The sequence below is a fragment of the Curtobacterium sp. VKM Ac-2884 genome (assembly GCF_015350945.1).
Lineage (GTDB): Bacteria > Actinomycetota > Actinomycetes > Actinomycetales > Microbacteriaceae > Curtobacterium.
The window spans coordinates 46955-70558 of the sequence record NZ_JADKSA010000001.1; the positions used below are offsets into that span (position 1 = coordinate 46955).

At 73.4% G+C, this 23604-nt stretch carries 19 protein-coding genes; 10 read left to right on the top strand and 9 right to left on the bottom strand.

Annotation, left to right across the window (positions count from 1 at the left end; translation table 11 throughout):
* The first annotated feature begins 130 nt into the window (after nucleotides 1–130).
* Genes ITJ60_RS00225 through ITJ60_RS00245 form a run of 5 tightly spaced genes read left to right on the top strand, consistent with a single transcriptional unit; the run spans nucleotide 131 to nucleotide 5745 of the window.
* On the top strand, nucleotides 131–1510 hold the full coding sequence (locus tag ITJ60_RS00225; protein WP_194646299.1) for a glycerophosphoryl diester phosphodiesterase membrane domain-containing protein: 1380 nt from the start codon (nucleotides 131–133) through the stop codon (nucleotides 1508–1510).
* Entirely contained in the window at nucleotides 1507–2148 is a 642-nt protein-coding gene (locus tag ITJ60_RS00230) for a DUF4129 domain-containing protein (RefSeq protein WP_194646300.1), read from the top strand. Before ITJ60_RS00225 ends, ITJ60_RS00230 begins: the two co-directional genes overlap by 4 nt.
* Complete coding sequence (locus ITJ60_RS00235; protein WP_194646301.1) at nucleotides 2145–3368, top strand: DUF4350 domain-containing protein; 1224 nt, start codon at nucleotides 2145–2147, stop codon at nucleotides 3366–3368. The genes ITJ60_RS00230 and ITJ60_RS00235 overlap by 4 nt, the downstream gene beginning before the upstream one ends.
* Nucleotides 3365–4393: an AAA family ATPase gene (locus ITJ60_RS00240; protein WP_235036026.1), complete on the top strand. Its 1029-nt coding sequence runs from the start codon at nucleotides 3365–3367 to the stop codon at nucleotides 4391–4393. The genes ITJ60_RS00235 and ITJ60_RS00240 overlap by 4 nt, the downstream gene beginning before the upstream one ends.
* Nucleotides 4393–5745, top strand: a complete 1353-nt coding sequence (locus tag ITJ60_RS00245) for a DUF58 domain-containing protein (RefSeq protein WP_194646302.1) — start codon at nucleotides 4393–4395, stop codon at nucleotides 5743–5745. The genes ITJ60_RS00240 and ITJ60_RS00245 overlap by 1 nt, the downstream gene beginning before the upstream one ends.
* 13 nt (nucleotides 5746–5758) lie before the next feature.
* Here ITJ60_RS00245 and ITJ60_RS00250 read toward each other — a convergent pair whose 3' ends face one another.
* Nucleotides 5759–6757 carry a stage II sporulation protein M gene (locus ITJ60_RS00250; protein ID WP_194646303.1) on the bottom strand — a complete coding sequence of 333 codons (999 nt, stop codon included), beginning with the start codon at nucleotides 6755–6757 and terminating at the stop codon, nucleotides 5759–5761.
* 42 nt (nucleotides 6758–6799) lie between these two features.
* Between ITJ60_RS00250 and ITJ60_RS00255 the strand changes: the two genes are divergently transcribed.
* Nucleotides 6800–7669, top strand: a complete 870-nt coding sequence (locus ITJ60_RS00255) for an RDD family protein (RefSeq protein WP_194646304.1) — start codon at nucleotides 6800–6802, stop codon at nucleotides 7667–7669.
* A 16-nt stretch (nucleotides 7670–7685) separates the two neighbouring features.
* Here ITJ60_RS00255 and ahcY read toward each other — a convergent pair whose 3' ends face one another.
* Nucleotides 7686–9164 carry an adenosylhomocysteinase gene (gene ahcY / locus ITJ60_RS00260; RefSeq protein ID WP_194646305.1) on the bottom strand — a complete coding sequence of 493 codons (1479 nt, stop codon included), beginning with the start codon at nucleotides 9162–9164 and terminating at the stop codon, nucleotides 7686–7688.
* A 104-nt stretch (nucleotides 9165–9268) separates the two neighbouring features.
* Entirely contained in the window at nucleotides 9269–9484 is a 216-nt protein-coding gene (locus ITJ60_RS00265) for a DUF3499 family protein (protein ID WP_111085977.1), read from the bottom strand.
* Between the two features lie 59 nt (nucleotides 9485–9543).
* On the opposite strand from ITJ60_RS00265, the gene ITJ60_RS00270 reads away from it, so the two are divergent.
* Nucleotides 9544–9984, top strand: a complete 441-nt coding sequence (locus ITJ60_RS00270; protein WP_159573843.1) for a metallopeptidase family protein — start codon at nucleotides 9544–9546, stop codon at nucleotides 9982–9984.
* A 37-nt stretch (nucleotides 9985–10021) separates the two neighbouring features.
* Here the strand turns inward: ITJ60_RS00270 and ITJ60_RS00275 are convergent, their stop codons facing one another.
* The 5 genes from ITJ60_RS00275 to manA form a co-directional block, all read right to left on the bottom strand.
* Complete coding sequence (locus ITJ60_RS00275) at nucleotides 10022–11425, bottom strand: DUF5719 family protein (RefSeq protein ID WP_194646306.1); 1404 nt, start codon at nucleotides 11423–11425, stop codon at nucleotides 10022–10024.
* Entirely contained in the window at nucleotides 11422–14259 is a 2838-nt protein-coding gene (locus ITJ60_RS00280; RefSeq protein ID WP_194646307.1) for a glycosyltransferase, read from the bottom strand. Before ITJ60_RS00280 ends, ITJ60_RS00275 begins: the two co-directional genes overlap by 4 nt.
* A gap of 130 nt (nucleotides 14260–14389) precedes the next feature.
* On the bottom strand, nucleotides 14390–14722 hold the full coding sequence (locus ITJ60_RS19195; RefSeq protein ID WP_374102056.1) for a WhiB family transcriptional regulator: 333 nt from the start codon (nucleotides 14720–14722) through the stop codon (nucleotides 14390–14392).
* A 188-nt stretch (nucleotides 14723–14910) separates the two neighbouring features.
* Nucleotides 14911–15873 carry a UDP-glucose 4-epimerase GalE gene (gene galE, locus ITJ60_RS00290; protein ID WP_159573839.1) on the bottom strand — a complete coding sequence of 321 codons (963 nt, stop codon included), beginning with the start codon at nucleotides 15871–15873 and terminating at the stop codon, nucleotides 14911–14913.
* A gap of 126 nt (nucleotides 15874–15999) precedes the next feature.
* Complete coding sequence (gene manA / locus ITJ60_RS00295) at nucleotides 16000–17208, bottom strand: mannose-6-phosphate isomerase, class I (RefSeq protein WP_159573838.1); 1209 nt, start codon at nucleotides 17206–17208, stop codon at nucleotides 16000–16002.
* A gap of 45 nt (nucleotides 17209–17253) precedes the next feature.
* Between manA and ITJ60_RS00300 the strand changes: the two genes are divergently transcribed.
* Nucleotides 17254–19398, top strand: a complete 2145-nt coding sequence (locus tag ITJ60_RS00300) for an acyltransferase family protein (protein ID WP_194646308.1) — start codon at nucleotides 17254–17256, stop codon at nucleotides 19396–19398.
* Nucleotides 19395–20795 carry an O-antigen ligase family protein gene (locus ITJ60_RS00305; RefSeq protein WP_194646309.1) on the top strand — a complete coding sequence of 467 codons (1401 nt, stop codon included), beginning with the start codon at nucleotides 19395–19397 and terminating at the stop codon, nucleotides 20793–20795. Before ITJ60_RS00300 ends, ITJ60_RS00305 begins: the two co-directional genes overlap by 4 nt.
* An 18-nt stretch (nucleotides 20796–20813) precedes the next feature.
* On the opposite strand, the gene ITJ60_RS00310 is transcribed toward ITJ60_RS00305, so the two are convergent.
* Entirely contained in the window at nucleotides 20814–22205 is a 1392-nt protein-coding gene (locus tag ITJ60_RS00310) for a hypothetical protein (RefSeq protein WP_194646310.1), read from the bottom strand.
* A gap of 91 nt (nucleotides 22206–22296) precedes the next feature.
* Here ITJ60_RS00310 and ITJ60_RS00315 point away from each other — a divergent pair, with 91 nt between their 5' ends.
* Nucleotides 22297–23598 (top strand): exopolysaccharide production protein, encoded by a 1302-nt coding sequence (locus ITJ60_RS00315; RefSeq protein ID WP_159573834.1) that lies wholly within the window; start codon nucleotides 22297–22299, stop codon nucleotides 23596–23598.
* Nucleotides 23599–23604: the final 6 nt, after the last annotated feature.

Below are 23604 nucleotides of genomic sequence, written 5' to 3' on the forward strand. Positions count from 1 at the left end.
GTGCGGGTGGTGCCGGGTCGGCACGTGTCCCCACACGATAGCCGAGGCCCCGTCACGCGGCGTTTTCCGCCAGGATGGAGGTGGACCGCGCGTCGCAGCGCGGACCGACACGACGAAGGGGGCCGAGGTCATGTCCGATTGGCAGACGCCTGGCGGTGGTCAGCAGGGGGCCGGGCAGCACGACGCCGGGCAGCAGGGCGCGTGGCAGGGACAGCCGGGAGGCCCGCCCCGGTTCTCCGCGCCGCCGCCGCCCGCCCCGGGGCCGGGTCGACCCCCCGGCGGTCGTCCGCCGTCCGGCTCGCGTCCGGTGATCCCCCTTCGCCCGCTCGGGTTCGGTGACGTGCTCGGCGGCGCCTTCACGGTCTTCCGCCGCAACGCCCGCGTCCTGCTGCTCTGGAGCGTGCTGCTCAGCGGCGTGCTCGGGCTGCTCTCCACCCTCGTCAGCACGTTCGGCCAGCAGGCGCTGCAGTCGCGGATGATGACCGCGTTCGACGGCAGCGGTGGTGGTGACACGATCGTCGCGGGCTCGGTGACGCTGTGGATCCTGCTGACGATCGGCCTGCCGTTCCTGGCGTACCTCGGTCGCGGCTTCCTGGTGGCACCCGTCGCCGCGGACACCGGCCAGCGGGTGCTCGGCCGTCGCGCGACCTTCCGGGGCCTCTGGGCGTTGCTCGCCGGGCGGCGGTGGCCGGTCGTCGGGTGGATGTTCGTGCAGATCGGCGCGGGGCTCGTCGTCGGGATCATCGTCGCCGTGGTGTTCGTCGGGTTCTTCGCGGCGCTCGGTGCCGGGGACGCCGGCGCCGGGTGGTTCGTCCTGGCGGTCTTCGTGATGGTGCTCGGCTTCGGCGTCGTGCTGACGTGGCTCGGCATCCGCTTCGCCTTCACGGTGCCGACCATCGCGCTCGAGGGCCGACCGGTCTTCGCCGCCGCCGCGCAGTCGTGGCGGCTCACCCGAGGTGCGTTCTGGCGGACCTTCGGCATCCTGCTGCTCGTGCAGGTGATGTTCGGCGTCGCGGCGTCGATCGCCACGGCGCCGCTCACCATCGGGGCCGTGCTCGTCGGCGGCGTGTTCGACCCGCTCGGGCAGACCGACGCGTCCTCGGGCATCGGTGCGGGCGCCCTCGTCCTGATCGTCATCGGCAGCCTGCTCGCGATCGCGGTGCAGTGCGTCACCGACGTGCTGAGCGCGGCGGTCGTCACCTTCCTGACCATCGACCGGCGGATCCGCACCGAGGCCCTCGACCAGCGCATCGCGTCGCACCTCGACACCGGGCAGCCGGCCGACCCGTTCGCGCCGTCCGCACCGGTCGCCCGACCGCCGTGGCCGCAGCAGCCGTGGGCCGGGCAGCAGCAGCCGTGGGCGCAGCAGCCGCCGCAGTGGCCCGGGCAGCCCCCGCAGGCGTGGCCCGGACAGCAGCAGGCGCAGCAGCCCTGGCCCGGACAGCAGCAACCGTGGCCGCAACACCCGCCGCAGCAGGGGCAGCACCGCCCGCCGGACGGGACCGCATGACCGCGGTCGACCCCGACGAGGCCCGCCGCCTGCTCGAACGCGAACTCGACCGGCCCGCGTACGACGGCGCCCACGTGACGTGGTGGGACCGCGCGTCACGGACGTTCCTGGACTGGCTCGGGTCCCTCCGCGCCGACGGGCTCGACTCCCCCGTCGCGGCACGCACGGCCCTGGTGATCGCGATCGTGGTGCTCGTCGCCGTCGTCGTGCTCGTCGTCGTGGCCCGCGGGCTCCCCCGACGTCGTGCACGCAGCGACGCGGACGACGCCGGCGGGGTGTTCGACGACGACGACCTCCGGTCCGCCCGCGAACTGCTCGAGGCCGCACAGTCCGCGATCCGCCGGGGCGACTGGTCGGCGGCGGTCCTCGACGGCTTCCGTGCGACCGCCCGCGGCCTCGGCGAGCGCGACCTGGTCCCCGACGTCCCCGGGGCCACCGCACGCACCATCGCCGCCCGCGCAGCCGTGCCCTTCCCCGCCGAGGCCCCGGCGCTCGACGACGCCGCGACGGCCTTCGACGCCGTCCGCTACCTCGGGCTCGACGCCGACGAGGCCACTGCTCGCCGGGTCCTCGACACCGAGCGGGCCGTGCGCCAGGCCCGTCCGGCCAGGTCCGCGGGGCCGGTGGTGCCCGCATGAGCACCGCCACCGACGTGCCGCGCGCGACCGCACCACGACCGGAGCAGCGCGAGAGCCGACGGTTCCGGTTCGGCTTCTGGATCGCGATCGTGCTCGTCGGGCTCGTGCTCGCCGTGCTCACCGCCGTGGTGCAGGGCGCCGAGAGCCCGGACCGCCGGCCGCTCGACCCCGCCTCGACCACCGCGAGCGGGTCGGCCGCGCTGGTCCGGGTCCTGGAGCAGCGCGGCACCTCCGTCCGGGTGACCGACCGTGCCGACGGGATCGACGGTGGCACGGTGTTCGTCGACGACTCCGACGGCGTCCTCGACCCAGGCGTCGCCGAGCGCATCGCCCGCACCGCCGAGCACGTGGTCCTGGTGGGCGTCGACTCCACTCCGTTCGCGTCGTTCGGCCTCGACGTCACGACGGCCACCGCGCCCGAGGGCGGCGACACCGTGTCCACCGCGTCCTGTGCGATCCCGGCCGCGGCGTCGGCCGCGCGGGTGTCCACCGACGGGTACGGCTACACGGTGGACGACCCCGACGCGGATCGCTGCGCGCCGTCCGGCAGCGGCGACGACCGAGCCTGGGGACTCGTCCGCGCGGCGACGCCCGGCGGCGACGTCACCCTCGTCGGCACCACGTCGGCGCTCCGCAACGACACGATCACGACCGCCGGGAACGCCGCGCTCGCCCTCGGCCTGCTCGGCTCGGACGACCGCCTCACCTGGTACACGCCGACCGTCGGCGCCCCCGACGCCGCCCCGACCCTCGGCGAGCTCGCACCGCCGTGGGTGCCGAGCGGCATCGCGCTGCTCGCCCTGGTGGCCGTCGCCGCCGCGGTGTGGCGGGGCCGACGTCTCGGGCCGCTCGTCGTCGAACGGATGCCCGTCGTGGTCCGCGCCGCCGAGACCACCGAGGGCCGGGCCCGCATGTACGCCCGCACCCACGACCGCACCCACGCCCTCGACACCCTCCGCGTCGCCGCGGTGCGCCGGATCGGTCGGATGCTCGGACTCCCCCGGTCCGCGCACGTCGACGACGTCGTCCGCGCAGCGGCCCGCGCCACCGGCATCCCGCACGACCGCATCGGCGCCGTCCTCGTCGGCGGTCCGACCCGTGACGACCGAGCCCTCGTCGACGGCACGAGGGCACTCGACGACCTCGAACGGGCCGTCCGACGATCCACGTCGGGCGACCGTCCCAGCACCGACCACGACCGACCAGGAGCACGACCGTGACCGACCTGCCAGCTGCCCCCGACCAGCACGACCCTGCACCGGGCCACCGCGCCCCGCACGACCGGAACCAGCACGACCCCGGGCTCCGCGACGCCTTCGGGCGGGTCCGGGCCGAGGTCGCCAAGGCCGTCGTCGGACAGGAGGGCGCGGTGTCCGGCATGATCGTCGGACTCCTGGCGCAGGGGCACGTGCTGCTCGAGGGCGTGCCCGGCGTCGCCAAGACCCTGCTCGTCCGCAGCCTGGCCGCCGCGATGTCCCTCGACACGAAGCGGATCCAGTTCACGCCGGACCTGATGCCCGGCGACGTGACCGGTTCCCTCGTGTACGACGCCTCCACCGGCACGTTCCCGTTCCGCGAAGGCCCCGTCTTCACCAACGTGCTGCTCGCCGACGAGGTGAACCGCACACCCCCGAAGACCCAGTCCGCCCTGCTCGAGGCGATGGAGGAACGCCAGGTCAGTGTCGACGGCGACGCCCGGCTGCTGCCCGACCCGTTCTTCGTCGCCGCGACCATGAACCCGATCGAGTTCGAGGGCACGTACACGCTCCCCGAGGCGCAGCTCGACCGCTTCCTGGTGAAGCTGACGCTCGACATCCCGCCGCGCGACGTCGAGTGGCAGGTCCTCCGCCGGCACGCCGACGGCTTCGTGCCGCGGGACGTCCGGTCGGCGGGCATCACCCCCGTGGTCGGCGTCGACGAGGTCCTCGCCGCGCAGCGCGCCGTCCGGGCCGTCGGTGCGCGTGACGACGTGCTGGCGTACATCGTCGACCTCGCCCGTGCCACCCGTCAGGCTCCGTCCGTCCGGGTCGGGGTCAGCCCGCGCGGTGCGACGGCGCTGCTCGCCGCCGCGAAGGCGTGGGCGTGGCTCACCGGCTACGACGCCATCACGCCCGACCACGTGCAGGCGATGGCCCTGCCGGTCTGGCGGCACCGGCTCCGGGTGGCCGCCGACGCCGAGCTCGAGGGTGTCGGCGCCGACGGGGTGCTCCAGCAGGTGCTCGAGCAGGTGCGGGTGCCGATCTAGTGGCGGTCTCCGGCCGGTTCGTCGCGCTGCTCGCCGTCGCCGTCGTGCCCACCGTGCTGCTCGCCAGCGGGTGGGCCGGCTTGGCGTGGGTCGTCGTCGTGCTGCTCGCCGCGGCCCTCGACGTGCTGCTCGCCGCCGACCTGGCACGCGTGCGGGTCGAACGGCGGATGCCGCGACTGGCCCGTCGGGACAGCACCGCCGACGGCACGCTCGTGCTCGCGAACGACGGCGGGCGGGTGCTCCGGGGCATCGTCCGCGACATGTGGGAGCCCTCGGCCGGACACCGACCGCGCCGGATCCGGATGACGGTGCCCGCGGGCGAACGACGGACCGCCCGCATGCGGTTCACCCCGTTCCGCCGCGGTCGACGCCGCACGGCCGGCGTCGCGATCCGAGCGTTCGGTCCGCTCGGTCTCGCCGCCCGCCAGCGGGTCGTCACGGCGCCGGGCGAACTCGTCGTCACCCCGCCGTTCCGCTCGCGACGGCACCTGCCGTCACGGCTGGCCCGGTTGCGCGAACTCGACGGTGAGACCACCCTGCAGCTCCGCGGCCACGGCACCGAGTTCGACTCGCTGCGCGACTACGTCCGGGGCGACGACGTCCGCTCGATCGACTGGCGAGCGACCGCCCGACGACAGGGCCTCGTGGTCCGCACCTGGCGCCCGGAGCGTGACCGGCGGGTCGTGGTCGTCGTCGACGCCGGGCGCGCCGGGGCCGGACGGGTGGCCGACGAACCGCGCCTCGACACCTTCATCGAGTCCGCACTGCTCCTCGGTGCCCTGGCCGCGGCCGCCGGCGACCGGGTCGACCTGGCGGTCCTCGACGACACCGTCCACGACCGTGTGCACGGGGCGACCCGCACCGACGTGGTCCAGCGCTTCGGCGAGGCCCTCGCGATGGCGGAACCCGGACTCGCCGCCACAGACTGGTCCGCCGTGCCGGCGCTCGTCGACTCGATCACGACCTCACGGGCGCTCGTCGTGCTGGCGTCGAGCCTCGACTCGGTCGGTGCCTCCGGTGACCTGCTGGCGGTGCTGCCCCGGCTCACCCGGCGGCACGCCGTCGTGGTGACGAGCATCGAGGACCCGGCGGTGCAGCGGACCGCACGCGGCGGGGTGGACCCGGCCACGACGATCCGCACGGCGGGGGGCGGACGGGTGCCGGGCCTCCCGACCGGCGCGGAGCGCGACGTGTACCGGCGGGCCGCCGCCGAACGCACCCTGCTCGATGCCGACGGCGTCGCCGACGTCGCACGCCGGAGCGGCGCCGAGGTCGTCCGTGGCGCACCGGAGGACGTCCCACCGCTCGTGGCCGACGCCTACCTGCGCGCGAAGGCGACCGGTCGGCTCTGAGACCGGACGGACGCTACCCGGCGACCAGGGCCGACGTGCCGCGCTCGAACTCGTCGAGGTCGCCGCGGTCCCCGGCCCGGTACGCGCGACCGCCGAGCACCCACTGGTACGCCAGGACCGCGGCGAGCGCGATCGTCCCGATGCCGATCTTGACCGGCCACGGCCAGTCCTGACGGGTGACGATGCCCTCGACCAGCCCGGACAGCAGCAGCGTCAGCGTCAGGCCGACCGCGATCGTGATGAGGGCACGGCCGTCCTCGGCGAGGGCCTGCGCGCGGGTCCGGTGCGGCCCCGGAGCGACCCACGACCAGAAGATCATCAGGCCCGCGCCGCCGGCGAGGAACACCGAGTACAGCTCGAGCTGGCCGTGCGGGGCGATGTACAGGAAGAAGTCCGCCAGGCGTCCCTGCGAGTGCATGATCGCCGCGGAGACCCCGAGCCCGACCGCGTTCTGCATGATCGAGAACGGCACGAAGACGCCCGTGATGCCGAACGCGACCATGGTGGCCGCGATGTAGGCGTTGTTCGTCCAGACCTGCGCCGTGAACGCGCCGAGGCCGTGGTCGGAGTAGTAGTCGACGAAGTCCTGCGTGGCGTACTGGCGGAGCGCCGCCGGCGTACCGAAGGTCGCCGTCGCCCCCGGTGTCGTCGTGATCCAGACGGCCACGATCGCGCCGATCGCGACGGTGGCCAGCGCCACCCAGATCGTCACCCAGCGGATCCGGTACAGCGCCGCGGGCAGCTGCCGGGTGAAGAACAGGGCGACCGCAGTGAGCGGGTCGACCGGGGTGCCGGTGAAGCGCAGGCGGGCGCGGTACAGCGTGAGGGACAGCCGGTCGCCGGTCGCGGTGCGGGGTGCGGCGCCGCGGATGCGGGCGAGGTCCGTCGCGGCGGCCTGGTAGCCGGAGACGAGCTGGTCGACGTCGGCACCGGTGGTGTGCCGGGCGCGCGCGAGGCGGTCGAGCTCCTGCCACCGGTCGCGGTGCACCTCGGCGTAGGCGTCCAGGTCCACGTGTTCCCCCTCGTGTCGGCCGACTTCCGACAGAATGATCCCATGTCGAAGCCCCGCACGCCGCGCGACCTCGCCGACGCCCGGTTCTCGCTCGCCCTGGACGAGACCGCCGACGAGCTCGTGGTCGGCGAGGCGGTCGCGCTCGACGTGCAGCCGGCCGGACTCGTCCTGCGGTTGGCGTCGGCGCTCCTCGACGGGGTGTGCCTGCTCGTCCTGTACCTGCTGCTGATGTTCGGGGTGTCACGGCTGTGGCCGAGCGGCCTCGACGAGGCGTGGGGTGCCGCGCTGAGCCTCGCCCTGTTCGTCGCCGTGCTCGTGCTCGTGCCGGCCGCCGTCGAGACGGTGACCCGGGGCCGCAGCGTCGGCCGGTACGCCGTCGGCACGCGGGTCGTCCGGGTCGACGGCGGTGCGATCGGGTTCCGGCACGCGTTCACCCGCGCACTCGTCGGGCTGTTCGAGCTGTGGATGACGTTCGGGTCGGTGGCACTGCTCGTGGCGTTGTTCGGCAGTCGTCCGCGACGCCTCGGGGACCTGCTCGCCGGCACCGTGGTGCAGCACGAGCGGCTGCCGAAGCAGCGCGACCCGCAGGTCGTCCTGCCACCCGAGCTGACGGCCTGGGCCACGGTCGCGGACGTCTCGGCGCTGCCGCAGCGACTCGAGAACCGGCTCGGCGCGTTCTTCCGCGGGGCCGCCGTGATGCGCCCCGAACTCCGGGAGTCCGCCGCCCGCGCGCTGGCCGCGGACGTCGCACCCTTCGCCCACCCGGTGCCGCCGGTGCCCGCCGAGGTGTTCCTCGCCGGGGTCGTCGTGCTGCGTCGTGGGCGGGACGTGCAGGCGCTGCGCTCCCGTGTCGGGTTGCTCACCGCAGCGGGTGCGTCGGCGTCGGCGCGGCCCCCGGGCTTCCCGCGCTAGCGCGGCGCGCCCCGGCTCAGTACCGGTAGTGCTCGGGCTTGAAGGGGCCCTCGACCGGCACGCCGATGTACGCCGCCTGCTCCGGGCGCAGCGTCGTCAACTCCACCCCGAGGGCACCGAGGTGCAGGCGCGCGACCTTCTCGTCCAGGTGCTTCGGCAGCACGTAGACCCCCGTCGGGTACTCGTCACGACGGGTGTGCAGCTCGATCTGCGCCAGCACCTGGTTCGTGAACGAGTTGCTCATCACGAACGACGGGTGCCCGGTGGCGTTGCCGAGGTTCATCAGCCGCCCCTCGGACAGCACCAGGATCGAGCGGCCGGTCGGCAGACGCCACTCGTGCACCTGCGGCTTGATCTCGACCTTCTCGACACCGGGCAGCGACTCGAGCCCGGCCATGTCGATCTCGTTGTCGAAGTGGCCGACGTTGGCGACGATCGCCAGGTGCTTCAGCCCGAGCATCTCGTCGACGCCCACGACGCCGAGGTTGCCCGTGCACGTGATGACCATGTCGACGGTCTCGATGACGTCGGCGAGACGTGCCACCTGGTAGCCGTCCATCGCGGCCTGCAGCGCGCAGATCGGGTCGACCTCGCTCACGATGACGCGGGCGCCCTGGCCGCGCAGCGCCTCGGCCGCCCCCTTGCCGACGTCGCCGTACCCGACCACGAACGCGACCTTGCCGCCCATCAGGACGTCGGTCGCACGGTTCAGGCCGTCGGGCAGGGAGTGGCGGATGCCGTACTTGTTGTCGAACTTCGACTTCGTCACGGAGTCGTTCACGTTGATCGCGGGGAACCGCAGCTGTCCGGTGCGCGACAGCTCGTACAGGCGGTGCACGCCCGTGGTGGTCTCCTCGGTGACGCCCTCGATGTCCGCGGCGATGCGGGTCCAGCGGTCGGACGACGTCTCGAGCGACGCCGCGACGGTGTCGAGCACGATCCTCCACTCGGCACTCGCGTCGGCGCCGGCGACCGGGGCCGCACCGGCGGCTTCGGCGTCGGCACCGGTGTGCACGAGCATCGTGGCGTCGCCGCCGTCGTCCAGGATCATATTGGGACCGGCCCAGTCGGCTCCGGCGGCAGCGGCCTCGGCGGTCCAGTCGAAGATGCGGCTGGTGCACCACCAGTACTCCTCGAGCGTCTCGCCCTTCCACGCGAACACGGGGACGCCGGCTGGTGCGTCCGGTGTGCCGGTCGGGCCGACCGCGATCGCCGCGGCGGCTTCGTCCTGCGTGGAGAAGATGTTGCAGCTCGCCCACCGCACCTGCGCACCGAGGGCGACGAGCGTCTCGATCAGGACGGCCGTCTGCACCGTCATGTGCAGCGACCCGGCGATGCGCGCGCCGGCCAGCGGCTGCGACGCCCCGAACTCCTCGCGCAGGGCCATCAGGCCCGGCATCTCGTTCTCGGCGAGGCGGATCTGGTGACGGCCCGCCTCGGCGAGCGAGAGGTCGGCGACGCGGTACGGTGCTGCGGTCTGGGCTTCGGTGGGCATGCCCATCAGTCTTCCATGCCGGGAGGCGCGGGTCCCCAGCCGACGTCGGTCACGTTCCACGGGCCTCCCGTGCACCGCCGCTGGTGCGTCGCGGACGCGAGCCGTCAGTCGGTCTCGCGCTGCAGCGGCTCGCGCCGCACCACCTGCCAGCCGCGCGGGACGCGCAGGCCGGCGGCGTGCCGGGCGCAGAGGTCGTAGCCGTGCGGTTCGACCCGCGTGGAGAGCGGCCCGACGACGACCATGGAGTCTCCGTAGTCGTAGGTCAGGGTCGCCGAAGCGCTCGCGGCGCACGCGACCTTGCTGCAGATCCTCACGTCCATGTCGACACGGAGCCTAGCGGAGCGCCCGGGAGCACCCGGTGCGCGCGTACCATGTGGGGATGCGTCGCAAGCCCCGCCTCGTCACTCCCGTCGACCGCGGTCGAGGCCGGTCCCGGCACGGACGCGGCGGGCGGTCGAGCGTGACCGGTCCCGAACTCGCGCCGATCACGACCCGCGCCGAGGCCTTCGACCGCATCGTCGGCGACAGCGCCCACTACCTGATCGGGCTGTGGCCCGAGGAACTGTCGGGCGTGGTGTTCCAGGTGGCCGACATGCCGACCGATGCCACCCTGCCCGACGCGATGCCCCGGTGGCGGATCGACCGCGACACCCGCAGGGTCACCGTGTTCCGGATCCCCGTCGAGCGGGTGAACCGCAGCCCCGAGAAGGACGACGCGGACCGGCGGATCATCATCGAGACGGCCGTGTTCCGGGCCGTCGGCGAGCTGATCGGCAAGGACCCGTGGGACCTCGCCCCGGACCGCTACCGCCACTGGTGACGACGCGGCGCCGGGCGGCGGCGCTCCGTCCTCGTCGTCAGGGGTAGACGCGCACCGGCATGGACACCTGGGTGGACGGTCGGATCGGGAACCCGGCGATGCCGTCGTCCCCGCGGTAGGTCACACCCGCCACGATGCCCTCGGCCCCGGAGATCGAGAGCTGCTTCGCCGTCTGCACCGGCAGGGTCGCGGTGACGCCGGACAGCAGCTCGAGCGTGGTCTCCTCGTCGCCGGAGCGGATCGTGACCGAACGGTCCTCGCGCGTGGTGTTGACGAGGTTCAGGCGGACGCCCTCCCCCGGTGCCACCGCGGTGATGACCTGGTCGCCCAGGGGCTCGGCCGAGGCGAACCAGCCGAGGTCGCTGTTGCCGTCGGCCGTCGGCGAGGTCGTCCGGGCACCGGTGACGACCGGTTGCGTCGACGTGACGGTGAACGAGTACCGGCCGTCCGGGAAGTCGTCGAGCGCGACGTCGGTCACGACCCCGGGCTCGGCAGTGGCGTTCACGGTCGTGCCGCCGCCGTCCGCCGTGCTGATGCCGAGCGTGACGCGTGCCGACCGGGTGCCGGGGACGAACAGCCGGACGACGGGGGCGGCGTCCGCGGTGTCGTCACCGCGCTGCGCCTCCTGCGCGCCGGCGAGCACGACGCCGGGGATGACCTGCGACCGTGAGGGGGCGGCGCCGCCGGAGACGATGTCGTAGCCGCCGGGGGTCAGCGTGCGCACGACGGTCTCCTGCATGTGGGCGACGATCTGCCCGCCGGAGGACGAGACGTGCACGACGGTCGATCCTTGGTCGGACACGAAGCCGGACAACGGGACGACCTTCTGGGTGTTCGGGGCGACGACGATGCCGGTCGTGCCGGGGGCGCTGACCGTGCCGGTGCCGTCGTAGATCGCCAGGTCGACGGTCGCGTTCACGTCGGTCGGGTTCGACAGGGTGACGAGGCTGGTGCGCCCGGTCTCGGTCGAACCGCCGACGAGCCAGGTCGACTGCGAGGGGTCGTCGCAGGACGCCGCGCCGGCGCCGACCAGGTCGCCGCTGGAGACGCTCTGGTAACTGCTGCCGGCGACCTGCGGTGTGGTGTCGCCCGCGGGGGCGGTGAGCAGGCGCGGGTCGCTGCCGCCGGTGGACGACGGGTCGAGTGAGGACCGTTCCACGGTCGACCCGGTCGTCGCCGTGGCCACGGTGGCCGACCCGACGGTGCTCGCCTGGGTGGCGTCGTTGCCGGAGTCGTCGGACAGCCGCAGCGCGCTGCCGGCGCAGACGCGTTCGGCGTCGGCCGGCACCGGGGTGACGGTCCGGCCGGCCGGGCGACCCGGTTCGGCCGCGGTGCCGTACGCGTGCGCAGCCGTGACGGCGCCGGCAGCGACGACGACGGCGATCGCGGTCGCGGTGCCGCGGACGACCCAGCGTCGGACCGAACGGGTGGTGGTGCTCATTCGTCGCGCTCCTCGTCGAAGGTGGTCGCGGGTTCCTCGGCCTCGATGACGTTCGAGGTGGCGCGGCGGCGGCGCGGGGCCGTCGGCACGGCGAGCAGCGCGGCCGCCCCGAACACCACACCGAGCACGACCAGGTACAGGACGTGCGTGGCACGGGCCGCGGCGGACCCGGTGGTGGTCCGGTCGACGTCGCCCTCGTAGTGGAACAGCTGGCCGTTCGTGGTCTCACCGATGCTCGTGAAGAGGGCGTTCTGCCCGATCGCGCCCGCGGCCCGGTCGTGCACGGTCTGCGCCTCGGGATCGTCGCCGGCGTCGTCGAGCAGGACGAAGCTGATGCCGAGTTCCTGCAGCGCCGGCCGTGGGTCGTAGCCGCTGCGGCTCGCCAGGTTGCCGGCGAGCGTCGTCAGGCGGGCGCCGGACTCGCTCAACCGCAGGGCGGTGGCGTCGAGGGTCGACTGGTCGTCGAGGGTGGCGCCCTGTCCGCGTTCGAGCGCGACCGCGAGCGACCCGTCGTCCTGCGGCACCACGACCAGCGTGCCGACGTCGGGGTTCGCCTGGGCCTCGGCGTTCACGTACGCGCTGAGCACCCGGCCGGTGGTCGGCTGGATGGCGGCGTTGCCGAGGTAGAACGCTGCGAAGGCGGGGGCCACCGCCACACCGGCGAGCACCGTCGCGACGAGCCCCGTGACCGGTGCGGCCTTCGGCAGCACGTCGATCCCGATGCAGGCATCGACGACGATCGCGAGCCAGTACACCGACAGTCCGCTGCCCGGCCACACGATGGTGGTGGTCGACCCGACGCCGGTGACGGTCACGTGGGTGGCGGCGAACGCGGTCCCGAACCCGAGCAGCGCGACGACGAGCGCCGAGCCGGCGACGGCCCAACGGTGTCCGAGCATCGCGCCGATCGCAGCGGCGGCGATCGGGACGGCCAGGACGGCCATCACGATCGGGAGCCACGTGCCGACGGCGGCGAGCCCGGAGGTCGCGGGCAGCCACCCGCTCCAGTCGGGCAGCGGCTGGCCGATCGCCAGCTGCAGCGCGGACGGGGCCCGGGTGGCCGAGGGGACGCCGGGGTCGGCGAAGACGGCGAGGACGTTGCCGCGGGCGACCTGGGCGAGGACGAGCGGCAGGAAGAGCACCGCGGTGGGCACCGGGATGAAGGCCCGACGGTGTGCACGGCGCCACCCGACGACGAGCGCGACGAGCCACCCGACCAGCAGGACCGGCAGCAACGACGGTGCCGAGGCCGCCGCGACCGCGAACAGCAGCGAGGCGCCGGACGCCCACGCCCACGAGCGGTGTGCCTCGAGCACGGCGACGAACAGCCACGGCAGCACCAGGTGCGCGATGACGGCACCGAGGTGACCCGTCGTGACCGCGCCGACGAGCGAGGGCGCGATGGCGTACAGCGCGGCCCCGATCACCGGCACCCACTTGCGGGTGGTCACCTTGCGGACGGCGAACCACGCGCCGAGGGCGGACACGGGGAAGGCGACGAGCATCACGAGCACGACGGACGTCGAGGGCGACCAGAACACGATCGAACCGAGGACCGCCAGCACGGCGGCGAACGGATCGGAGGGTCCGGTGAACCCGGTGCCGAGCGAGTGCCAGCCGTACCCGACGTTCTGCCAGAGCTGCCCGACGCTCGTGCTGAGGGGCAGCAGGCCGCCGCCGGTCAGCGCCGGCGAGCCGAGCAGGGGGTAGAGCGTCACGACGCTCAGGACCGCCGCGGCCAGCACGACCCAGATCCCGCCGTCACCGAGGAACGACGCCCGTGCGATCGGTGCGTCCTCGACCCGGGCGAGTTCCACGTCCCGCGAGGTGGTCCGGTGCTCGTGCACCCGACGCCAGCTGACCCGGAGCGGTTCGACGGCGGCCCAGCCGAGCTTCTTCGTGCGGGCGAGGTTCCGACGCGCCCGACCGGTGCCACCGCCGAACGCCACCGCGAACGCCGCGGCGAGCTCGGGGACGACGGCCGCCGGGTGCTTGGCGACGAGGTGGCCGATCGCCCGGCCGACCGCGAAGGGGACGAGGGTGAGCCAGTGCAGCCAGAGCAGTCCACCCGGCGCGTAGGTCATCCGGCGGTGCAGCTGCGCCTGCCGGTGCATGCGGACACGGCGGGCCTCGGAGACGCGCTTGCGGCCGAACTCCTCGACCGGACCGGCAGTGGTGACCTTCGCCTCGGGGACCACGGCCACGCGGTGCCCGGCCAGGCGGACCCGGACGCAGAAGTCGAGGGCGGCGTCGACGTCGGGCAGCGCCGGGTCGAAGCCGGCGAGCTCGGTCCACACCGAGCGGCGCACGAGCATGCCGCCGGCGGCGACGCCGAGCACGTCGGTGTGCCGGTCGTGCTGGCCCTGGTCGAGCTCGTCCTGCACGAGGCCGATGGAGCGACCGAAGCGCGTCATGCTCTCGCCGAACGCGCGGATGAGCGAAGGGTCGTCGTCGGCGACGAGCTTCGGACCCGCCACGACGACGGACGGCGCGATCTCGACGGCGGAGAGCAGGTCGGCGAGCGCGGTCGGCGACGGTGCGTTGTCGTGTCCGAGCAGCCACAGCCACTCGTCGACGGGCTCGTCCGCGACGGCGGGCGGAGCCTCGCGCTCCCCGCGGGCGACGGCCTCACCGAAGGGGCGTCCGGCCGGCAGGCGCAGGAGCTCGGCGGACCCACCGAAGGACAGGCCCGCGGTGGAGCCGTCGGTCGACCCGACGTCGACGACCACCAGGTTCTCCGGGTGGCGGGTCTGGGCCGCGAGTGCGTCCAGGGTCCGGTCGAGGTGGGCCGCTCCGTTGGCGGCGACGAGGATCGCGGTGACTCTGGGCTGCATGACGGGCGTCACTCTACGGTCTGGAAGCACGGCGTCCGCTGCGGACGGCGGCGCGCCGTGAACCTGTGGAGGCCATCAACGCGCGGTGCGCGTCGGAGGCGATCCGTGCCTCCAGGAAAGTGGTGTGTGCCTAGGCACGCTTCCTGAGCTTGCGGCGCTCGCGCTCGGACAGGCCGCCCCAGATGCCGAAGCGCTCGTCGTTCTCGAGCGCGTACTCGAGGCAGTGTGCCCGCACCTCGCACGAGGTGCAGATCTTCTTCGCTTCGCGCGTGGAGCCGCCCTTCTCGGGGAAGAACGCCTCCGGGTCGGTCTGCGCGCACAACGAGTCGACCTGCCACGCGAGCGGGTTCTCCTCGTCGTCCGTCTCCGGCCGTCGGACACCCGGGACGCCGAGCGCCACGGGGTCGACGTGCCAGTCCTCCGGAACTCCGGCGTGGAAGTCGGAACTGTTCACCCTGATCACCCCTGACGTCTCGATAACGGGACCACAACGATTGAAGTCGTTGCCTGTAATTACAGCGGTGTCATTCGCCTGAGTCAAGTCGCGGATCATAGAAGGCACTGACCGCTTCGGCGTGTCATGTCCCCCGTCTGGGCGTGTCGCACCCGGTCTGTCGGGGTTTCGGGGGACAACTGACACGTCCTCAGCCACTAGGAGGCGCTGCGGCGGGCCTCCCACGCACTCGTGACCATCTCGTCCAGGGTGTGGCGCATCGCCCAGTCCAGGTCGCGCGTCGCGGCCTCGCCGGTGGCCACGATGCGCGCCGGGTCACCGGGCCGGCGGGGAGCGATCTCCGGCTCGAAGGCGATCCCGGTGCCCTTCGCCATGGCGTCCATGATCTGCCGGACGCTCACACCGTCGCCGCTGCCGAGGTTGTACGCCTGCTCGAGCGGCTCGCCCGCCTCGAGCTTCTGCGCCGCGACGGCGTGCGAGTGCGCGAGGTCGGCGACGTGGATGTAGTCGCGGACGCAGGTGCCGTCCTCGGTGGCGTAGTCGTCGCCGTTGATGCGGGGCGTGCGGCCGGCCAGCAGTGCGTCGAACACGAGCGGGAACAGGTTGTGCGGGCTGGCGTCGTACAGGTCGGGCTCGCCGGACCCGACGACGTTGAAGTAGCGGAGCGAGGTCGTCGTGAAGCCGGCGGCGACCTCCATGTCGCGCAGCAGCCACTCGCCGATGAGCTTCGACTCGCCGTACGGCGATTCGGGCGCCTTCGGGGTCGACTCCACGACGACGTCGACGTCCGGGGTGCCGTACACCGCGGCGCTCGAGGAGAAGACCGCCTTCGTGACGCCGTTCTCGGCCATCGCGCGGAGCAGCGTGGCCATCCCGGTCACGTTCTGCTCGTAGGTGTGCAGCGGACGCTCGACCGAGACGCCGGCGTACTTGAAGCCCGCGACGTGCACCACGCCGGTGACGTCGTGCTCGCGCAGGGTGCGGGCGACGAGCTCGCCGTCGAGGATCGTGCCCTCGACGAACGGCACGTCGTCCGGCACGAACGCGCGGAAGCCGCTCGAGAGGTCGTCGAACGCGACCGTGTCGATGCCGGCCGAGCGCAGTGCTCGGACGACGTGGGACCCGATGTACCCGGCACCGCCGGTGACCAGCCAACTCATGGTCGCCACGCTAGCGGACGGACGCGGCGCCCCGGTGGCGGCGTGCGGGACCGCGCCAGGGCGTGCGGCTCCGCGCCGGTCCGGTGCGGCCCGGGGTCCGGGGTCCGGTGCCCGGGTCGCTGCGGGCTACCGACCGGTGGCGATGAACACCGTGGACGTCACGCCGTTCGACGAGTCGGCCTCCACCGTGACGTCACCCTCGTCCGGCGTGATGAAGCAGGACTCGCCCTTGCGGAGCAGCGTGGCGGACGTCGCGCCGACGAGCGTCACGACGCCCTCGGTGCAGATCGCGATCGACGGTCCGGTCAGCGGAGCCACGCCGCCGGTGCTCAGTCCGACCGGTCGTCCGTCGCCGTCGACCCGCAGCAGCGCGAAGCCGACGCCCTCCGGCGCGAAGCGGTCCACGCCGGGGGCCAGGCGCTCGGGCTCGAGGACCGGTGCCGGGTACGCCGTGAAGTCGAGCACGTGCAGGAGTTCGGGCACGTCGACGTGCTTCGGCGTCAGTCCCCCGCGCAGCACGTTGTCGGACGGCGCCATCAGCTCGATGCCGAGGCCGTCCAGGTAGGCGTGGATGTTGCCGGCGGGCAGGTACATCGCCTGCCCCGCGGTGAGCGTCACCCGGTGCATGAGCAGGGAGACGACGATGCCGGGGTCGCCCGGCCAGCTCGTCGCCAGGTCGCGGACCGTCGCCGTGTTCGGGGTGAGGACGTCGTCGTCGAGGGCGAGGGCGAGGTCGCTCGCGGCCTGCACGACGGCGAGCGCGGACTCGTCGGCCGTCTCGAGCCACCGGACGGTGTCCTCGAGCCCGTGCTGCAGGTGCACCTCGAGCGGGCCGAGCCGACCGCTGCCGGCGTCGAGCACGCGCACCTCGGCCAGGGTGTCCTCCACCGGGCGGAAGCCACTCAGGGCCTCGAACCGCTCGCTCAGGGCGACGACGAGCTCGGGCTTCGGGAAGGGGTCCTTGTAGTTGCGCGCGGGGTCGTCGATCGCGATGCCCTCGCGCTCCTCGCGCGCGAAGCCGGCCTCGGCCTGCTCCGGTGTCGGGTGCGCCTGCAGCGACAGGGGCGCCGCCGCTGCGAGCACCTTCAGCAGGAACGGCAGGCCGGTGCGGTCGCCGCCCAGGGCGTCCTGCGGCTCGGCGGCGATCCAGTCGAGCAGCGTGTCGGCACCGCCGACCATCGCCGGGTTGACGACCACGCTCGGGCTGCCCGGGTGCGCGCCGAGCCAGAGCTCTGCCTGCGGGGCGCCGGTGACGGTGCGACCGAGGAGCTCCGGGATCGCGGTGACCGACCCCCAGGCGTAGTCGCGGGGGGTGTTCGTGATGCCGAGGAACATGGGCGAGAGCCTACCGGCGCGGCCCGCGACACTAGAATCTCCGCGATGTCTGCAAGCACGGTGGAGTCACCGCCCCGAGGGTCCCTGCGTTCCTCCCCCCGCCGCACGGCCGACCCCACGCGGTGGGACATCCAGGGGCTCCGTGCGTTCGCGGTCCTCGCCGTCGTGCTCTACCACCTGTGGCCCGACCGGCTGCCGGGCGGCTTCGTCGGCGTCGACGTGTTCTTCGTGATCTCGGGCTTCCTGATCACCGGACACCTGCTCCGTGAGCTGACCACCACCGGCCGGATCGGGCTCGCCGGGTTCTGGTCGCGGCGGGCGAAGCGGCTGCTCCCCGGGGCCTTCCTCACGATCGCCGCGACGGGGACCGCCGTGCTGGTGTGGGTCCCGAGCGCGCTGTGGGGCCAGTACGGCCGTGAGCTCATCGCGTCGACGGTCTACGTGCAGAACTGGCAGCTGGCCGCCGACTCGGTCGACTACCTGGCGCAGGGCAACCAGGCGTCGCCCTTCCAGCACTTCTGGTCGCTGTCGGTCGAGGAGCAGTTCTACATCGCCCTCCCGCTCCTGCTGCTCCTCGCGTTGTGGGTCGCTCGGCGTGCACGTCGGGACGGCGTCTCCCCCGCCGTCGTCGCGCAGGTGCTCCTCGGCGCCGTCGTGGTCCTGTCCCTGGCGTGGAGCATCGTCCAGACCCACACCGCCTCGGGCGTCGCGTACTTCTCGACGGCGACCCGGGCGTGGGAGTTCGCGCTCGGCGGGCTCGCGGCGACCATCCCGCTGGCGGCGCCGCGCACCGGACCGGCTCGGTCGGTGCGGGTCGTGGGGGCGTGGGTCGGCGCGGCCGGGCTCGTCGCGTCGCTCGTGCTGATCACCGGGTCCACGCCCTTCCCCGGCATCGCCGCCGCGCTGCCGGTCGTGTCGGCGACGCTCGTCGTGCTGTTCGGCGCGCACTCGGGGCTGCAGCGCATCGGCAGGATCACCCCCGTCGGGTTCCTGGGCCGGATCTCGTACGCCGTCTACCTGTGGCACTGGCCTGCCGTCGTCATCCTGCCGATCGTGCTCCGCCACGAGCTCACGACCAAGGACAAGGTCGCGATCCTCGTCGGCGCCGTGCTCGTCGGCTCGGTCACCACGCTGTGCATCGAGGAGCCGCTCCGGTTCTCCGGATGGGTGCGCGCGCTGCGGCCGCGCCGGGTCGCGCTCTACGGCGCCCTGAGCACCGTGCTCGTCGTGGCCCTCGGGGCCGCCTCGCTGACGGCGCTGCACGTCCAGCAGGTGCAGGCGGCCGAGTTCCAGCAGCGCCTGAGCACCGGCGACGTGCGCTGCTTCGGTGCCGCCGCACTGATCTCGTCGTCCGACCCGTGCGTGAACCCCGCCCTGGCGGACGTGCGAGTACCCGCGGCCGCGAACGCGCTCGACGACGACTCGAACCGCGGAGCGTGCTGGTCGAACGACTCGAGTGCGTTCAACGTCTGCGAACTCGGCCCGAAGACCGGGTACACGGAGCACCTCATCGCGATCGGCGACTCGCACAACAACGTCTTCGTGGACACCTACGAGGCGATCGCGAAGGCGAACAACTGGCGCATCGACGTCGCCGGGCACCAGAGCTGCTACCTCACCACCGCGGTGCAGAAGGCGAACACGGAGAAGCAGGTCGACGACTGCACCGCCTGGAAGCAGAACGCGATGGCGTACCTGCGCGCGCACGGCGACCTGGACGGCGTGATCGTCACGCACTCGACCGGCAACGGTCCCGTCGCCTCGGTGCCCGGGCAGTCGGACAGCGAGACCGTCGTCGACGGCATGGTGGCGGCGTGGCAGGCGGCGGCCGACGCCGGCATCCCGGTCCTGGCGCTCCGCGACAACCCGACCGCTCGGACCGACGTGGTGGCGTGCGTCGGCCAGATGTCGGGCCCGACGACGAGCGCGTGCGACTCGAGCCGCTCGTTCGGCCTCGGCCTGTTCGACGGCTCGGAGCAGGCCGCCGCCCGGATGCCCGGCACGGCGCGGGTGATCGACCTGACGCAGTACTACTGCACCGACACCACCTGCCCGGCGGTCATCGGCGGCGTGCTCGTGCACCGGGACCGCACCCACCTGACGAACACCTTCGCGACGACCCTGGCGCCGTACCTCGGCGACGAGATCGCCCGCGCGCTCGCTGCCTTCCGCAAGGACGGACGCGGATGACCACGTACCCTGACGTCGTGACGAACACCTGGCCGCTCTCGCGCGGGACCGTACCCGAGCGCGAGGCGTTCGCGTTCGGTGCGACGCTCCTCTTCGTCCTGTTCGCCGGCGACGCCTTCCCGAACACCCTGACCTGGTTCGGGGCCGCGGCGGTCTGGGCCCTCGTCGCAGCGTGGGGCGTGACGATCCTGGTCCGGGCGAAGCCACCGCTGGTCCGGACGCCGTGGGCGCTCTGGTTCTTCCTCGCCTGGTGCCTGGTGTCCGTCGCCTGGTCGCACTGGCGCCCGGCGACGCTCGCGAGCATCGCCGCGCAGGTGATCTGCGCCGCGATGGCGTTCGCGATCGCGTCGACCCTGACCTGGCGTCGGATCCTGGACGCGATGAGCCTCGCGTTCCGCTGGGTGCTGATGGGCTCGCTGCTGTTCGAGGCGGTCGTGGCCGTCGTCGTCCGGCACCCGATCGTCCCGGTCTGGACCGACTACGGCGACCGGGACATCCCCGACGCCTTCTACTTCTCCCGCGCCGAGCTGCTGACCGGCGGCCGCATCCAGGGGCTGCCGGGCAACGCGAACCTGCTGGCGATGGTCGCCCTGCTCGCCGCGATCGCCATCGCCCTGCAGTTCGCCGAGGGTCGGATGAGCCGGAACCGCGCCGTCGGCTGGTTGGTCGTGGCCGGTGGGGTCCTGGTGCTCACCCGCTCGTCGACGGTCCTCGCCGCCGCGCTCGTCGTCGCCGCCGCACTGTTCGTCGCACTCTGGATCCGTCGCGTCCCCACCGAACAGCGGACGCCGCGCTACCTGCTCGCCCTGGTCGGTGCCGTCGTCGTCGGCGTCGGGGCGTTCGCAGCACGCGGGACCGTGTCGGAGCTCCTCGGCAAGGGCGCGGACGCGACGGGCCGCGGGGACATCTGGCAGCGCGTGCTCGAACTGATCGGCCAGCACCCGGTCGTCGGCTGGGGGTGGATCGGGTACTGGTGGCCGGACATCCCGACGCTCGCCGACCTCGCACACCGCAAGGGCGTGACGTACCTGCAGGCGCACGACGCGTACCTCGACGTGTGGATGCAGACCGGCATCATCGGGTTGGTCCTGTTCGCCCTCTACGTCGTGACGACACTCGACCGGTCGTGGTCGTCCGCGACCAGGATCGGGTACGACGCCGCAGGGTCCCCCCGGTCGTTCGACCCGGTGTCGCTCCTGCCGCTCCTCGTCGTCGTGGCGCTGCTCGTGCAGTCCGTCGCCGAGTCGCGGTTGCTGTACCAGGGCAACTGGGTCCTGTTCGCGCTCATCGCGATCAAGTCCCGCATCGTCCTGGTCAGCGAGGAACCCCGGTCGGCCGGCGACGGCCCGCGCACCCCGCCCGCACGGCGGGAGTGGCGGCTGCCGGCCGTTCGCTGACCCGGGCACACTGGGCGGTCACCGCTCGAGCAGTCTCGAGCACGGCACCTTGGCCGTCCACGGCGCCTTCCGGATCTCGACGTCCCGCGTCGGGTCGCCCGCGCACGCCGCGACCGCGCCGGGGACCTGCGTCGCCCAGACCGGGCCGTCGCTGCGTCGTGTGGCTCCCGGGGCCAGGTTGCCCACCACCGCGACGACCAGGACGGCGACCACGGACCAGCCCGCCAGCACGCGGACGAAGCGGAGGGCGCCTGCCGGCCGCGCCCCACGTCGCGTCGGCCGCACTCCCCGCTGCGCGGGACGTGCATCGAGGAGCACGCTCGCCGCGACGACCACCGCAGCCAGCAGGAGCATGCCCGACGCCGCGGCGTAGCGCAGCGGCGGGACCGCTGCGAGTGCCGGGATCGGGTGCGCCCACGCCTGGCCCTGTCCCCCGTTGGCGATCAGCGCAGCCCACCACACGCCGCCGGACACCGCGGCGAGCGCGACGATCACCCAGCGTGCGCGCCACGTCCCGACGACGAGCGCGACCACCACCGTGGCGGCGACCAACAGGACGGGCACGAGCACGACGCCCCAGCCGTGGATCACGACGGCGCGGACGGCAGCACCGACGTCCGGTGTCCAGGTCCCCGCGACGGGCTGCAGCAGCCACCCGGCGACCACGTCGGTGAACGCCGGTCTGCCCGGCGGCTGCGATCGCTGGCCGGTGAGGGCGGTTCCCACCTGCGCACCGGCGCCGATCAGGGCGACGATGGTCACCGGGACCGCGCGTGGCCACGCCCGGTCGCCCGGACCGTTCCGCAGGGGGAACCACGCGAGGAGCAGGAGCGGCAGGAACAGCACGGTCTGCAGCTCGGTGAGGACCGCGAAGGCGGTCAGGACGGCGACCGTCCCGGACGCCCACCACGTCCGCGCGCGGTACGCGAACAGCCAGGGGGCGGCGAAGAGCATGTACCAGTGCAGGTTCGCGGCGTTCCCGCTGATCTCGTAGGGCGCGAGCGGGAGCAGGGCCGGCACCGCGGCGAGCAGGGCCCGGAGCGGCCACTGCGGCACGACGTCGCGCGCGAGCAGGAACACGGTGACGCTCACCGCGCCGACGACGACGCAGGCCCCGGCGGACAGTGCCCGGGCGTAGTCCTGGACGGGCAGGGCCCAGGCGACGTCGACGAGCAACCGGGGCACGAGGTGCAGGTACCCGGCGTAGGGGTGCAGCAGGGAGTCGACGGGGCCGAGGGCGATGCGTTCCCGCAGGAACAGGCCACCGTCCTCCGCCCACACGGTACTGCGGGCCGTCGGCCCGAGCCGCCACCAGGCGAGCGCGGTCGTGGCGACGCCGACCAGGACCGCGGCGGCGGCCACGCGGAGGCCGTCGAGACGGCGGTGGGTCGGACTCGCGGGGCGCTGCATGGTCCGTCGACGGTAGCCGGTTCATCGCGTATCAGCGATATCGACGCTCCGCGATGGCCCGGTACCGAGGTGCGTGCACCAAGATGGTGGGGTGACGGACGGACGGCTGACGAAGCGGGTGCGCGCGCGCCGCTACCTCTCCGCCTGGATCGGGTTCTCCGCCGGCGGGCGGTTCAGCCAGGCGCTCGCGACGGTCATCGTGCTGTTCGCGTTCGGGCAGCCCACCGTCGGGGCCGTGGTCGGGACTGCCGGCACATGGGCGGTGCTCGTCACGCTGTTCGTGCTCGCCGGCCTGAGCCTGCTCGGGCAGCGGTACCGGATCGAGTGGCACGGGGTGCTGCCGCTGTCCCTGCTGGCGTTCGTCGGGTACTGCGCGCTGAGCGTGCTCTGGAGCGAGTACTCGTGGGTCGCGCTGCGGGGGCTCGTCGCGACCGTGTGCTTCATGGGCCTGGGGCTGTACCTGGCGCTCGGGCGCGACCTGGTTCAGGTGATCCGTGCCTCGGGTGATGCGTTCCGGATCCTCCTCGTGACCGCCCTCGGCCTCGAGGTGCTCTCCGGCCTGGTGCTCGACGTCCCGTTCCCGGCGTTCGGCATCCGCGGCGACATCGCCTACGGCGGCCCGATCCAGGGCATCGGCGGCACCCGCAACTTCATGGGCTTCATCGCTGCCATGGCGCTCGTCACCTTCGTGGTCGAGTTCCTCACCCGCTCCGTCACGGTCTGGCGGGCCGTCGGCTCCACCGCCCTGGCCGTCATCGCCCTGATGCTCGTCCAGTCCCCCATCACCGGGCTCGCGATGATCGCCCTGGCCGTCACGGCGCTCGCGCTGTGGTCACTCCGGCACGCCAGACCCGCGACGCGCCCGGTGGTGAACGGTGTCCTCGGCGCGGCCGTCCTGCTGGCCCTCGTCGTCGCGGTCCTCGCCCGCGGGCGACTGCTGGCCGAGATCGGCGCCGCCGGTGGCACCGCCACGCGCATCGACCTGTGGTCGCAGATCCGCGTGCTCACCGAGCGCTACCCGATCCAGGGCTGGGGATGGGTCGGCACCTGGCCGCGCGAAGCCGTGGTGCCCTACGTGACCCTGCTCGACCCGGCGGGGATGCGGTTCCCCTCAGGGCTCAACGCCTTCGTCGACGCCTGGCTGCAGATCGGGCTCGCCGGCACGATCATCCTCGGCGTGACGGCGCTCCTGGCGTTCGCGCGGGCCTGGGTGACCGCGACGACGTTCCCGGGGGTGGCGTACGTGTGGCCGGCCGCTGTACTGGTGCTGCTGGCCGTCACGAGCACGGCGGAGAGCTACCTGCTGCACGGCGCGGGCCTGATGGTCTTCGTGACGGTGCTCGTGATCGCCGCCCGGCGGCGCTCGTGGCGCCGGCACCTGCCGCGCCCCTGAACCGCA